At 71.6% G+C, this 12,768-nt stretch carries 10 protein-coding genes; 6 read left to right on the forward strand and 4 right to left on the reverse strand.

Translation table 11 applies throughout. The features are described 5' to 3' along the window. Window positions 1–192: 192 nt before the first annotated feature. Entirely contained in the window at window positions 193–1,149 is a 957-nt protein-coding gene (locus tag FBY35_RS02035) for a LysR family transcriptional regulator (RefSeq protein WP_142212123.1), read from the reverse strand. 113 nt (window positions 1,150–1,262) lie between these two features. On the opposite strand from FBY35_RS02035, the gene FBY35_RS02040 reads away from it, so the two are divergent. Genes FBY35_RS02040 through FBY35_RS02065 form a run of 6 tightly spaced genes read left to right on the forward strand, consistent with a single transcriptional unit; the run spans window position 1,263 to window position 7,993 of the window. Then, the gene (locus FBY35_RS02040; RefSeq protein WP_142212124.1) at window positions 1,263–2,135 is read left to right on the forward strand and encodes a xanthine dehydrogenase family protein subunit M; all 873 of its coding nucleotides are present in this window, start codon (window positions 1,263–1,265) and stop codon (window positions 2,133–2,135) included. Window position 2,136: 1 nt separating this feature from the next. Further along, window positions 2,137–2,658, forward strand: a complete 522-nt coding sequence (locus FBY35_RS02045; RefSeq protein WP_142212125.1) for a (2Fe-2S)-binding protein — start codon at window positions 2,137–2,139, stop codon at window positions 2,656–2,658. Next, the gene (locus FBY35_RS02050; RefSeq protein ID WP_142212126.1) at window positions 2,655–5,027 is read left to right on the forward strand and encodes an aerobic carbon-monoxide dehydrogenase large subunit; all 2,373 of its coding nucleotides are present in this window, start codon (window positions 2,655–2,657) and stop codon (window positions 5,025–5,027) included. Before FBY35_RS02045 ends, FBY35_RS02050 begins: the two co-directional genes overlap by 4 nt. 9 nt (window positions 5,028–5,036) lie before the next feature. Beyond that, on the forward strand, window positions 5,037–5,960 hold the full coding sequence (locus tag FBY35_RS02055) for an XdhC family protein (protein WP_142212127.1): 924 nt from the start codon (window positions 5,037–5,039) through the stop codon (window positions 5,958–5,960). Beyond that, window positions 5,953–6,861: a MoxR family ATPase gene (locus tag FBY35_RS02060; protein ID WP_142212128.1), complete on the forward strand. Its 909-nt coding sequence runs from the start codon at window positions 5,953–5,955 to the stop codon at window positions 6,859–6,861. Before FBY35_RS02055 ends, FBY35_RS02060 begins: the two co-directional genes overlap by 8 nt. Continuing rightward, window positions 6,854–7,993 (forward strand): VWA domain-containing protein, encoded by a 1,140-nt coding sequence (locus FBY35_RS02065; protein ID WP_142212129.1) that lies wholly within the window; start codon window positions 6,854–6,856, stop codon window positions 7,991–7,993. The genes FBY35_RS02060 and FBY35_RS02065 overlap by 8 nt, the downstream gene beginning before the upstream one ends. Window positions 7,994–8,300: 307 nt before the next feature. Here FBY35_RS02065 and FBY35_RS02075 read toward each other — a convergent pair whose 3' ends face one another. The 3 genes from FBY35_RS02075 to FBY35_RS02085 form a co-directional block, all read right to left on the reverse strand. Continuing rightward, window positions 8,301–9,998: a sigma-70 family RNA polymerase sigma factor gene (locus FBY35_RS02075; protein ID WP_142212130.1), complete on the reverse strand. Its 1,698-nt coding sequence runs from the start codon at window positions 9,996–9,998 to the stop codon at window positions 8,301–8,303. Window positions 9,999–10,206: 208 nt separating this feature from the next. Continuing rightward, on the reverse strand, window positions 10,207–11,088 hold the full coding sequence (locus FBY35_RS02080) for a YegS/Rv2252/BmrU family lipid kinase (RefSeq protein ID WP_142212131.1): 882 nt from the start codon (window positions 11,086–11,088) through the stop codon (window positions 10,207–10,209). Window positions 11,089–11,123: 35 nt separating this feature from the next. Next, window positions 11,124–12,713 carry an FAD-binding oxidoreductase gene (locus FBY35_RS02085; protein ID WP_142214844.1) on the reverse strand — a complete coding sequence of 530 codons (1,590 nt, stop codon included), beginning with the start codon at window positions 12,711–12,713 and terminating at the stop codon, window positions 11,124–11,126. Window positions 12,714–12,768: the final 55 nt, after the last annotated feature.

The following is a 12,768-nucleotide window of genomic DNA, read 5'->3' on the forward strand; positions in this document are numbered from 1 at the left end:
CCGCCGACTACGGTGCCCCGGTCAGCGGGTCCTCGTGCGGCTGCAGCAGTGCGAGCCGTGGATCACTCTTCGATGTGGGAGAGCCGGTCGAGATCATGCCTTACGACCCTGCTTGGCCGGCGATGTTCGCCAGGCTGGGTGTTGGCCTGCGTGCGGCCCTCGGCTGAACCTTGCGTCCCGGTCGCGGACTTCTCAACCGCCCCAGAGCGTGACGTACACCGGGGGTCGGAACTGGGAGGGCGGGACGCCCGCGCCCGGTGCCCCCATGATCCGGGTCGCCCCGGGGGTGTGCAGGAAGTGCAGGAAGGCGTCGGTGGCCGGGGAGCGGTGCTCGGGCTGCAGGACGGTCGCGTGCCATGTGGCGTCCGACGGTGTGGCCGAGGTCTCCAGCATGCGCAGCTCGTCACGCCGGATGCGGGGCGACACCAGATGGGCCAGGGCCGGAGCCACACCCGCGCCGTCGGCGGCGGCCGCCCAGGTCGCGGTCTGGTTCGGGAACACCAGCACGTGCCGTTCGGGCACGTCCAGCCGCCGCAGCAGCCGCCCGGAGTCCGCCTCCGGATCGGTGCCGGAGGAGTCGACCAGCCACGACCACAGCGGTGGCGGACCGGGAGGCCGCGGCGCCCTGGCACCGGTCACCACGACCAGCTGGGTACGGAACAGCGGCTCGCTGACCAGTTCTCCCCCGCGGGCGGCACCGAGATCCGGTCCGAGCGCGACATCGGCCAGCCGGTTCTCCACCAGCACGCGCATCTCGTTGCCGACGGCCACACCGAAGGAAGTCTCGGTCCTGCGCCCGGCACGGACGGCAAAGGCCTCCATGAGCGACGGGAGTACGAACTCGGCCAGTGTGCTCGTGGCGACGACGCGCAGTTCGTCGGGCACTCCCCGCGCCGCCCGCACCGCGACCTCGGCATCCGCGCTCAGCGCGACCATTCGCGACGCGACCGGCAAGAGCCGCGCCCCCGCCGGTGTCAGCCGCATGCCACCACCGCTGGTACGCCGGATGAGCGGATCACCGAAGTGGGTGCGCAGCGCGCCGATCGCCTGCGACACGGCGGACTCGCTCACGCTCAGAGTCCGCGCGGCAGCGGCCACCGAACCGAGCCGGGCCACGAGCACGAAGGTGCTGAGCTGGGTAACGGTCACTAGGCAATTTTCCTGCATTTGTGGTGATAAGTGAATGCTTATTCTCCCCTTGTACGGCGGGTGCCGACGAGCGCAGCATCGCGATAGGCGGGGGCAGCGTCGAGGGAGGCCCGATGCAGGTTCCAGCCGCGTTCCAGTACGAGAAAGCCACCAGCCTCGATCACGCGATCGAGCTGCTCACTCAGTACGGCCCCGAGGCCCGGGTGGTGGCGGGCGGCCACAGCCTGCTGCCGATGATGAAGCTGCGGCTGGCCCAGCCCGAGGCACTGATCGACATCAACGCGCTCGACGAGCTGGCGCTGATCCGCGTGGACGGGCACGAGCTCGCCGTCGGAGCGATGGTCCGCCACGCGGAACTGCTCGCCTCGCCGGTCGTCGGCGAGCACTTCCCCATCCTGCGGGACGCGGAACGGGTCATCGCCGATCCGCTCGTGCGCAACCGCGGCACCGTCGGCGGCTCGCTGTGCCAGGCCGATCCGTCGGAGGACCTGTCCGCGGCGTTCTCGGCGCTGCGCGCAACCCTTGTCGCCCAGGGCCCCGGAGGCAGACGTTCCATCGCGATCAGGGAGTTCTTCCTCGGCCCGTACGAGACCGCACTGGACGAGGCGGAGCTTCTGGTGGAGATCCGCGTACCCATCCGCTCGCACGCCAGCGCCTACCGCAAGGTCGAGCGCCGGGTCGGCGACTGGGCGGTCGTCGCCGCAGGAGCGGTGCTGGAGATCTCGGGCGGGGTGATCACCGAGGCCGGCATCGGGCTGACCGCGGTGGGCGCCCGACGGTTCGTTGCCGAGCAGGCCGAGGACTTCCTGCGCGGCGGGCGCCCGGACGACGAGGCTTTCGCCGAGGCGGGCCGGATCGCCTCGCAGGAGTGCCGGCCGACAGCCGACCAGCGCGGCCCGGTCGACTACAAGCGGCATCTGGCCGGGGAGCTCACCACGCGGGCGCTGCGCACCGCCGCCGCCCGCGCCCAGGGGCAGGAGGCATGACATGCGGATCACCGTGACCGTGAACGGCGAGCAGCACACGAGGGACGTGGAGCCGAGGCTGCTGCTCGTGCACTTCCTGCGCGACGAACTCAGGCTCACCGGCACCCACTGGGGCTGTGACACCTCCAACTGCGGGGTGTGCACGGTCTGGCTGGACGACACGCCGGTGAAATCCTGCACCGTGCTCGCGGTGATGGCCGACGGCCATGAGGTTCGGACCGTCGAGGACCTGGCGCACGGGGCCGAACTCGACCCGGTACAGCAGGGATTCGTCGCCTGCCACGGGCTGCAGTGCGGCTTCTGCACGCCGGGGATGATGATGACCGCCCGCTGGCTGCTGGACCACAACGCGGATCCGTCCGAGGAGGACATCCGCGAGGCCATCTCCGGACAGGTGTGCCGCTGCACCGGTTACGAGAACATCGTGCGCTCCGTCCGCTGGGCCGCCGAGCACGGCGGCGGAGCGCAGGCCGCCGACGCGGGCACCGAACCGGCGCCCGGCCGCGAGGAGGTGCGGGCATGACGACCACCGAGGATCGGCCGGTCGGCTTCGGACGGATGCCCCGCAAGGAGGACGCACGGTTCGTCCGCGGCCACGGAACCTACGTCGACGACGTCCAACTGCCCGGGATGCTGCACGGAGCCGTCCTGCGCAGCCCGCTCGCGCACGCCCGGATCGTGTCCGTCGACACCAGCGCCGCCGAGGCGCACCCGAAGGTCAAGGCAGTGATCACCGGGGAGACTCTGGCCGGTCTCGGGCTGGCCTGGATGCCCACGCTCTCGTACGACACCCAGGCCGTGCTCGCCACCGACAAGGTCCGCTTCCAGGGCCAGGAGGTCGCCTTCGTCGTCGCCGAGGACCGATACGCGGCCCGTGACGCCCTCGAGCTGATCGATGTGGAGTACGAACCGCTCCCGCCGGTCATCGACGCCCGCAGGGCGCTCGCCCCAGACGCACCGGTGATCCGCGACGACAAGGAAGGACAGACCGACAACCACATCTTCGACTGGTCGGCGGGCGACAAGGAGCGCACCGAAGAGGTCTTCGCGGCCGCCGACGTCGTGGTGAAGCAGGACATGCTCTACCCACGCGTGCACCCGGCACCGCTGGAAACCTGCGGCACCGTCGTCGACATGGACGCCATCACCGGGAAGCTGACGGTGTGGTCCACCACTCAGGCCCCGCACGCCCACCGCACGCTGTACGCGATGGTGGCCGGCATCCCGGAGCACAAGATCCGGATCATCTCCCCGGACATCGGGGGCGGCTTCGGCAACAAGGTCGGCATCTACCCCGGTTACGTGTGCGCGGTCGTCGGCTCGATCGTCACCGGCAAGCCGGTCAAGTGGGTCGAGGACCGCTCGGAGAACCTGATGAGCACCTCCTTCGCCCGCGACTACCACATGCACGGCGAGATCGCGGCGACGAAGGACGGGAAGATCCAGGGCCTGCGTGTCCATGTGACCGCCGACCACGGCGCTTTCAACGCCACCGCGCAGCCGACGCAGTACCCTGCCGGTTTCTTCGGGGTGTTCACCGGCTCGTACGACATGACGGCCGCGCACTGCACCGTGACCGGCGTCTACACCAACAAGGCGCCCGGCGGTGTCGCCTACGCCTGCTCGTTCCGCGTCACCGAGGCCGTCTACGTGGTCGAGCGGATGGTCGACCTGCTCGCTGCCGAGCTCGGCGCGGACCCGGCAGAGCTGCGGATGCGCAACCTGCTGCGACCCGATCAGTTCCCCTACCGGTCCCAGACCGGGTGGGAGTACGACTCCGGCGACTACCCGCGGGCTCTGCGGCTGGCGATGGACATGGCGCACTTCGAGGACCTGCGCCGGGAGCAGGCCGAGAAGCGCGAGCGCGGCGAGCTGATGGGCATCGGCGTCAGTTTCTTCACCGAGGCCGTCGGCGCCGGCCCCCGCCGGCAGATGGACATCCTCGGGCTGGGCATGGCCGACGGCGCCGAGCTGCGCGTCCACCCCACCGGCAAGGCCGTCCTGCGGATCTCCGCGCAGAGCCAGGGCCAGGGCCATGAGACGACCTTCGCGCAGATCGTCGCCGAGGAACTCGGCATCCCGCCCGAGGACGTCGAGGTGGTGCACGGCGACACCGACCAGACCCCGTTCGGGCTCGGCACCTACGGATCCCGCTCGACGCCCGTGTCCGGGGCGGCGACCGCAGTGGTCGCCCGCAAGGTGCGCGAGCGCGCGAAGATCGTCGCGTCCGCGATGCTCGAAGTCAGCCCGGACGACCTGGAATGGGAGAAGGGCCGGTGGTTCGTCACCGGCGACCCCGACCAGGGAAAGACCATGTCCGAGATCGCCCTCGCGGCGCACTCCACCCTCGAACTGCCGGAGGGCGTCGAGGGCCACCTGGACGCGACCTGCGTATACAACCCGCCGAACCTCACCTTCCCCTTCGGTGCCTACATCTGCGTGGCCGACGTGGACGCGGGCACCGGTCAGGTCAAGGTCCGCCGGTTCATCGCCGTGGACGACTGCGGCAACAGGATCAACCCCATGATCGTCGAGGGGCAGGTGCACGGCGGGCTCGCCGACGGCCTCGGCATGGCACTCATGCAGGTCATCGCCTTCGACGAGGACGGCAACTGCCTCGGCGGGTCCTTCATGGACTACCTCCTGCCGACTTCGGTCGAGTGCCCGTCCTGGGAGCTCGGCGAGACCGTCACCCCCTCCCCGCACCACCCGATCGGTGCGAAGGGTGTCGGCGAGTCGGCCACCGTGGGCTCGCCTCCAGCGGTGGTCAACGCGGTGGTCGACGCATTGAAACCGCTCGGCGTACGCCACATCGACATGCCGCTGACCCCCGCCGCCGTATGGCGGGCCGCCCAGGGCCGGCCGCTGCGCACCGACCTGGCGATCACCTGAGGCCGCGTGATGACGAGCACCGAACTGCTGACCCGCGCGGACGCACTCCGGCACGGCCGGACCCCGTTCGTGCTGGCCACCGTTGTCCGCGCGGAACGGCCCACGAGCGCCAAGCCCGGGGACAGCGCACTGGTTCTGCCCGACGGCACCGTCGAAGGCTTCGTGGGCGGGACATGCGCCGAGTCGACCGTGCAACTGCAAGGTCTGCGGCTGCTGGAGACCGGCGAATCACTGCTGCTGCGGATCACGGCCGCCGCGGGCGCCGGGACCGAGGACGCGGGCGCGACGGGCCAGGGCCTGGTGACGGTGGCCAATCCGTGTCTGTCCGGGGGGACGCTCGACATCTTCCTGGAGGCCAACCTCCCGCCGGCACTGGTGTACGTCTACGGGCACGCGCCGATCGCCCGGGCCCTGCTCGACGTCGGTCGCGCGCTCGGCCTCGACACTCGGCCCGTCTCATCCGGGGAGCCGTTGCCGTCCGATCTGGACGTCGTCGTCGTTGCCTCGCACGGCCGCGACGAGGAACCCGTATTGATCGAGGCCGTACGCGCCGGGGTCCCCTACATCGGGCTGGTGGCCAGCCGAAAGCGCGGCACGGCGGTGGTTGCCGGACTGGGCCTCACCGAGGAACAGCGCACGCACGTCAGGACCCCGGCCGGCCTGGACATCGGCGCACGCACCCCGTCGGAGGTGGCGCTGTCGGTCTACGCCGAGATCATCTCGCTGCGGCCCCCGCGTGCCCCGGCCGTGCGGCACGCAGGCGCCTCCGGGGCGCCCGCCGTCGCCGAGGCGGTCGATCCCGTCTGCGGCATGACCGTCGCGATCACCGCCGCCACCCTCTCGCTGGACCGGAACGGCGACACGGCGTACTTCTGCGGGCCGGTGTGCCAGCACGCCTTCGCCGACGACCCCTCCCGCTACGCGCATGCCTGACCTCGACGCCCTCGTACCGGATGTCCCCGACCTGCGCTCGCGGCTGGACGCCGTCGGCTACCTGGCGGACGACGCCCTGGCCACGGCGCTGCTGCTGGCCGTACGCATGCGGCAGCCGATCCTGCTGGAGGGCGAACCCGGTGTCGGCAAGACCGAGGCGGCCCGCGCCCTCGCCTCCGTACTCGACACCCCGCTGATCCGGCTGCAGTGCTACGAGGGGCTCTCCTCGGCCGAGGCCCTGTACGAGTGGAACTATCCGCGGCAACTGCTGGCCATCCGGCTGGCCGAGTCCCGCGGGGAGTCCCTGCGGGACACCGACCTGTTCGCCGAGGACTATCTGCTGCCACGGCCGCTGCTCGCAGCGATCTCCCACCCGGGGCCGCGGCCGGCCGTGCTGCTCATCGACGAAGTGGACCGCGCCGACGACGAATTCGAGGCGTTCCTGCTGGAGCTGCTGGCCGATGCCGCCGTCACCATCCCCGAACTGGGAACCCGCAGGGCCACGGTGCCGCCGGTGGCGGTACTGACCTCCAACCGCACCCGGGATCTGCACGACGCGCTGAAACGCCGCTGCCTCTACCACTGGATCGACTACCCGGACACCGCACGCGTCGCCGCAATCATCCGCAAACGGGTACCGGAGTCGGCCGAATGGCTGGCCGCGCGCGTGGCGCACGGGGTGGCGGCGCTGCGTGCCCGGCAGGAGCTCACCAAACCGCCCGGCATCGCCGAGGCAATCGACTGGGCAGGCGCGCTGCAGGCGCTGGGGCTCTCCGTTCTCGACGCCGACGCCGCGGACCGCACCCTGGGGGCGGTGCTCAAGTACGCCGAGGACCTGCAGGCCGTGCGCCGTACCGGGCTGGCGGAGCTGGTCGATGCGGAGCGGGGCACCGATGCCTGACCTGCCGGAACTGGCCGCGTCGTTCACCGCGGCCCTGCACGACGCCGGGATCGCGGTGGGCCCCGACCGCACACGGAGCTTCGCCCGGGCCATCACCCTGCTGGCGCCTTCGACGACACGCGACTTGCGGCACTGCGCGCTCACCACCCTGGTGTCCGACCACGAGCAGATCGAGCCGTTCGACGCGGTCTTCCACGAGATCTTCGGCGGCCCGGCCGACCTCGGAGCACGGCGCGGTCAGCCCGGCGACCCGCCCCGATCGCTCGCGGGCGCCGTCCCCGGCGCCGACAGGAAGGCCACCGCGGACAAAGACGGCCGGGAGGGCGACGCACAGCCGCGGGAGATGGCCCTTCCCTTTGCCGCCAGTCCCCTCGACCACCTCGCCAACCGCGACTTCGAGGCCCTGTCCGCCGAGGAACTGGCGCGCCTCGCCGAGATGATGCGCACCGTCGCGCTTCGCACCCCGACGCGGCCCTCCCGTCGGCGCCGGCCCGCGCCCCACGGCGAGCGAGTCGACCTGCGCCGCACACTGGCCGCCAGCCGGCGCACCGGCGGGTATCCCCTGCGGCTGCGCCGCTTCGTACCGCGCACCCGTCCCCGCGATCTCGTCGTGCTCTGCGACATCTCCGGATCGATGGAGCCCTACGCCCGGGCCATGCTGCAACTGCTCTACTGCGCCTCGCGCGCGGCCCGGGCCGAGGTGTTCACCTTCGCCACCCGGCTCACCCGCCTCACGCCCGCCTTCCGGAGGACCGGACCGTACGACGCCCTGGCACGGGCCGGGCGGGCGGCCCCGGACTGGTCCGGAGGCACCCGGATAGCTGACTGCCTCGCGGAGTTCAACGAACGGTTCGGCCGACGCGGCTTGGCGCACGGCGCCGTGGTTGTCATCGTCTCCGACGGCTGGGACACCGGTGCGCCCGCCGATCTCACCACGCACATGGCACGGCTGTCCCGCGTCGCCTACCGCGTCGTATGGGTCAACCCCCGTACGGCCAGCCCCCGTTACCGTCCGCTCGTCGGCGGCATGGCCGCCGCGCTGCCCTACTGCGACGCCGTCGTCAGCGCCCACAGCTTCGCGGCCCTGGACGACTTCACCGCCGCCTTGTCGGCCCCTGGCCGCCGACGGTGACCCGGTGCCGCGCTGTGTTCGCTCGTGTCGCCCGCCTCGTGCCCACGGTCGCTCACCTCAAGGACGACCTCACTGCCGGCGGCCCGCAGGGAAACCTCCACCGGGCTGGCCCGGACGTGCCGGGCTGCGCTGCGCAGCGCCTCGCCGAGGACCGCAACGACGTCTTCACCGCGCCCAGGAGTTCGACGGGTCAACTGTGCGGACGACGATGGATGCCGACCCTGCCTTCGGCGCGCCTCACGGCAGCAGCATGACTCTGTGACCGTGTCCGGGGATGCCCGCCATGCAAGCGTGACGGTGACATCGTTCAGAAGCCGAACACCTGTGTCCAGGTCCAGTCTTTGGTGACGACACCGAGGCCCATGGTGTTCAGGGAGCAGTTGAGGATGTTCTCGCGGTGACCCTGCGAGTTCATCCACGCCTCCATCACGCGCTCAGGAGAGTTCTGCCCCTGGGCTATGTTCTCGGCGCCGGGGGATTCGTAGCCCTGTGCCTTGGCCCTGTCGACGAAGGTGCGGCCGTCCTGGCTGGCGTGGTCGAAGTAACCGTTGGCCGACATGTCCTCGCTGTGCAGTTGGCCGGCGCGGGCGAGGCGGTCGTCGAGCTTCACGGGTCGGCAGCCTGCCTTGGCCCGCTCCGCATTGACGATCGCCAGGACCTGCTCGGCCGGGCTGTCCGCGGGATTGGATGTGGGCCGTGGAGCGGCCCCGCCGGCCGTGGCCTTGCGCGGGCGCGGGGTGGCGACCGAGGCAGTCGGCCGGGGCTTCGGGGCTGCGGACTTGCTGTGCGAGGGAGACGGGGACGCCGAGGCGGTCGGCGACGGCGACGGGGACGTGGCGGGTGCAGAAGTCGTCGCCGACTCCGGCTCGGCGGCGGACGCCGACCGCACCGCATCCCGCTCCTCGTCGGGCGTCATCAGGGTCACCCCGGCAACGGTTCCTCCCGTTACCAGCAAGGCCACAGCGACCGCGGCGGTAGCACGGCGCCGCTTCTGCATGCGGCTTTGTGCGCTGCGGTTTTGGCGGTCGCGCAGCCGGCCACCGCCCACCGTCGCGATGACGGCGGTGTCATCGCCAGGTGCTCCGTGCCCTCCGCCGACGCTTGCGTGGCGGCCCGAGCCGACGTCGCCGCCCGGGTCCATGTGGACACCGCCGACGGTGTGGCTGACCGTACCGAAGGCCGCCGTCCCACCGGTCGCTCCCGCACCCCCGAAGGCGCCCAGCCCGGCAAGTCCCCCCAGCACCCCGGCCACCGGCACCAGGCCGAGGCCCACCAACAGCCCCTCGGCAGGCACGAGTCCCGCTTCGAACCCCGAACAGACCGTGCAGTCACGCGCGTGCCGCGCGACGCGCTTGCGCCACAGCGCCGACGGGATACCGTCCCAGGTCAGAATCACCTCGTCCAGCAGCACACAGCGGGGCATCGCGGACAGCGCCCGCACCACCACCCGGGCCGTCTCCAGCTGCGCCTTCATTCGCTGCACCCGCACCGCAGTGTGCTGCCGCGACAGATCCAACGCAGCGGCCACCTCGGCCCGCCCCAGCTCACCCGCCGCCTCGAGCCACCACAGCGACAGCAGCTCACGGTCGTCGGTGTCCAGCCAGCGGCTGGCCTCGGCCACTTCCCGCCGCTGCCCCTGAAGACCGAGCCGCACGATCGTCAGATCCACGAAGTCCGCACCCGGATCGGCCACGTCGTACGCGTCCTGCAGACCCGAACTGGCCGGCACATCACGGTGCGTCTGCCAGTGGCCGCGTATCTGGTTCATCGTGATGGCCACCAGCCAGGACCGAAAGCTGCCCGGGTCACGGAGCGACCCGAGACCGCCAAGCGCGCGGATCATGGTCTCCTGCACCACGTCGTCGACGTCGGCATGTCCGCTCAGCGCCCGGCCCACGATGTTGTACACAAGCGGCAGATACGCAGCGACAAGCTCGTCCTGTGCCCGTTGGTCGCCCTGCCGCGCCGCCTCGACCACCGCGCTGTCGAGTCTGCTTGCGCCCATGTCCGTCCACTCCTTCTCGGCCCTCGCCTTTCCCGTCTGACACAAGGGAGACCGTCGGCAGGGAGCGCAATAACAGGAACTGCGCCGCGAGCCCGGGCGCACGCTACGCGTACGAGTCTCGAACGGAGAGCGCGAGGGCGGCCTGGTCCGGCCCCCGGCCGCGGCGGGGTCGCGCGACCGGCGGGCCGGGTACTGCGGGGACCAGCTGTCAGCACAACACCCTGAGCGCGCCCGGCTGCACCCTGACCGTGACCGGAAGCCTCGCGTCGACCTCGCCGTCCGCGCCGTAGGGAATGTCCCGGTCGGCCTCGATGCGGACCTCCTTGCCCCGCAGCACCTCCACCTGCGGCCGCTTCAGATGCGCGCCCGTCTTCAGCTCGTTCATCATCGCGAAGAACAGCCGCTTGGGCGCGTGTTGGATCACGACGACGTCCAGCAGCCCGTCGTCGAGCCGCGCGTCCGGGGCGATATGGCGGCCGAACCCGTAGTAGCCAGAGTTCGCGGCGACGACCGTGTAGCCGCGCCGCTCGTGTGCCACGCCGTCGACCGTGATGCGGTAGGCGGCGGGGCGCCACGTCACCACAGCCCGCAGTCCGCCCGCGTAGTACGAGGCGGCGCCGCGCAGCAGCCGGGAGGTGTTCGCGTGCCGGTTGGCGACCGCGTCGACGCCCGCGTACACACTGCCCAGCACGGACGTCCTGTCGTGGACGGCCGATTCGACCTCGATGGTGTCGATCGGCTTCGCTGTGCCGCCAAGCAGCACCTCGGCGAGGGCCGCAGGATCCGTGGGCACCCCGAGCGCCCGGGCGAAGTCGTTGCCGCGGCCCGCCGGTACGAGCCCCAACACGGTGTCCGTACCGCTGAGCACTCCCCCGATGCAGCCGGCTATGCCGTCGCCACCGACGGCGAGCACGATGTGCCCCTGCTCCCCGGCCTGCCGCGCCAGCTCCCCGGCGTGCCCCAGGCTGCGGCTGTATTGCGTGTCGATCTGCGCCCCGGCCTCCCGCAGGAGGCGGGCCAGCGGAAGCAGCGCCGCCGTACCGCTGGATCCCCCTGCGGCGGGGTTGACGACCGCGGTGAACTGTCGCATGTGTGCGCCTTTCGGACGGCGGGGGCCTTGAGGAGTCAGCGGACGGGGATGAGTACACCGGGGCTGAGAACCCCGGCAGGGTCGATCTCGGCCTTGACGGCCTGCAGGATACGGACGCCGACCGGACCGATCTCTTCCGTGTACCAGTCTCGGTGGTCGGTCCCCACGCCGTGGTGGTGGCTGATCGTGCCGCCGGACGCAAGGATCGCGTCGTTCGCGGCTCGCTTGACCGGAGCCCAGTGAGCGACCGGATCGTCGCCCTGTGCCGAGACCACCGTGAAGTACAGCGACGCGCCGTTCTCGTACACATGGGAGATGTGGCACATCACCAGCGGCGGTGTGCCGGCCTCGGTCAGCGTGTCGGTGAGTGCCTGGCGCACCGCGTCGTACAGGGCCGGAAGGGCGGACCAGAAGCCCGCGGTCTCCAGTGTCTCGGCGAACGCGCCCGCGTCCAGCAGCGCGTCGCGCAGGTACGGAGCGTTGTAACGGCCGTGCGCCCAGCGGTCCCCCGGCTCCTCCCCCACGTACTCGCCACCGCACGCGAGGAGCACCTCGCGGGCCCGCGCGCGGCTGTCCGCGGTGTCCTCGGCGGTGCCCTCGAATCCGGCGATCGCCATGCATCCGGCCGCCGCGGGTGCGTCAGAGCTTCCGATCTTGTCCGGCTGGGCCAGGCCGATGAACGTCTCTGTCTCGTCCGACAGGCGCAGCACGGTCGGTCGCGGGCCGTCCTGGGCGAGCATGCGCAGCGCCGCGGCGCCCGCCTCGAACGAGGCGAAGCGCCACCCTTCGTAGATCCGGGTCGCGGGCAGCGGCCTGATCCGCACGGTCACCGCGGTGATCACGCCGAGCGCGCCCTCGGAGCCGAGGATCAGCTGACGCAGGTCCGGCCCTGCCGCCGAGCGCGGCGCCCGCCCCGCCTCCCAGGTGCCTTCGGGGGTGGCGACGGTGAGGCCGAGCACCATCTCGTCGAAGCGGCCGTAGCCGGCCGAGGCCTGACCGCTCGAGCGAGCCGCGGCGAAGCCGCCGATCGATGCCCACTCGTACGACTGCGGGAAGTGGCCCAGCGTGAAGCCGCGCTCGTTGAGCAGCGCTTCCGCCTGCGGCGCGCGCAGGCCGGGCTGCAGCGTCGCGGTGCGTGAGACCTCGTCGAGGGCGAGCAGCCCGTCGAGGCGGCGCAGGTCCAGCGCGACGAAGCAGCGCTTCGACTCCGGTGCGAGTCCTCCGACGACGGAGGTCCCGCCGCCGAACGGCACGGCCGCCACACCGTGCTCGGCGCAGACGCGCAGCACCGCCAGCACCTCGTCATGGCCGCCCGGCAGAAGGACCGCCGCCGGGATGTCGTCGACCTCACCGGCCCGGATGCGCAGCAGGTCCGGGGTCGACTTGCCCCGGGTGTGCCGGATACGGCTCTCGGCATCGGTGCGTACGTGTGCGCTGTCGCCCAGGCACTCGGCGAGCGCTCGGAGCGCGTCCTCGGCGAGCGGGGACGGAGGGACGGCGATGCCGTCGAGCTGAGCCGGCTCGTCCTCGCGCGGTGTGACGCCGAGCAGACCGGCCAGCAGACCGATCACCGAGTCGGGCAGCGGGGCCGCCTTGTCCGGGTCGCCCCAGCCGCTCCACAACATGTCCTTCTGGGTCACTTGGGCCGTTCCTCACCGTCGGTCTTGCCTGGGCCGTGCC

The organism is Streptomyces sp. SLBN-118 (assembly GCF_006715635.1).
Taxonomy (GTDB): Bacteria; Actinomycetota; Actinomycetes; order Streptomycetales; family Streptomycetaceae; genus Streptomyces.

What these genes read in the sequence shown, in the direction of transcription:
- FBY35_RS02045 (WP_142212125.1), top strand. Translation starts at nt 2,137, where the DNA reads ATGCGGATCACCGTGACCGTGAACGGCGAGCAGCACACGAGGGACGTG.
- FBY35_RS02075 (WP_142212130.1), bottom strand. Translation starts at nt 9,998, where the DNA reads ATGGGCGCAAGCAGACTCGACAGCGCGGTGGTCGAGGCGGCGCGGCAG.
- FBY35_RS02050 (WP_142212126.1), top strand. Translation starts at nt 2,655, where the DNA reads ATGACGACCACCGAGGATCGGCCGGTCGGCTTCGGACGGATGCCCCGC.
- FBY35_RS02065 (WP_142212129.1), top strand. Translation starts at nt 6,854, where the DNA reads ATGCCTGACCTGCCGGAACTGGCCGCGTCGTTCACCGCGGCCCTGCAC.
- FBY35_RS02040 (WP_142212124.1), top strand. Translation starts at nt 1,263, where the DNA reads ATGCAGGTTCCAGCCGCGTTCCAGTACGAGAAAGCCACCAGCCTCGAT.
- FBY35_RS02055 (WP_142212127.1), top strand. Translation starts at nt 5,037, where the DNA reads ATGACGAGCACCGAACTGCTGACCCGCGCGGACGCACTCCGGCACGGC.
- FBY35_RS02060 (WP_142212128.1), top strand. Translation starts at nt 5,953, where the DNA reads ATGCCTGACCTCGACGCCCTCGTACCGGATGTCCCCGACCTGCGCTCG.
- FBY35_RS02080 (WP_142212131.1), bottom strand. Translation starts at nt 11,088, where the DNA reads ATGCGACAGTTCACCGCGGTCGTCAACCCCGCCGCAGGGGGATCCAGC.
- FBY35_RS02085 (WP_142214844.1), bottom strand. Translation starts at nt 12,713, where the DNA reads ATGTTGTGGAGCGGCTGGGGCGACCCGGACAAGGCGGCCCCGCTGCCC.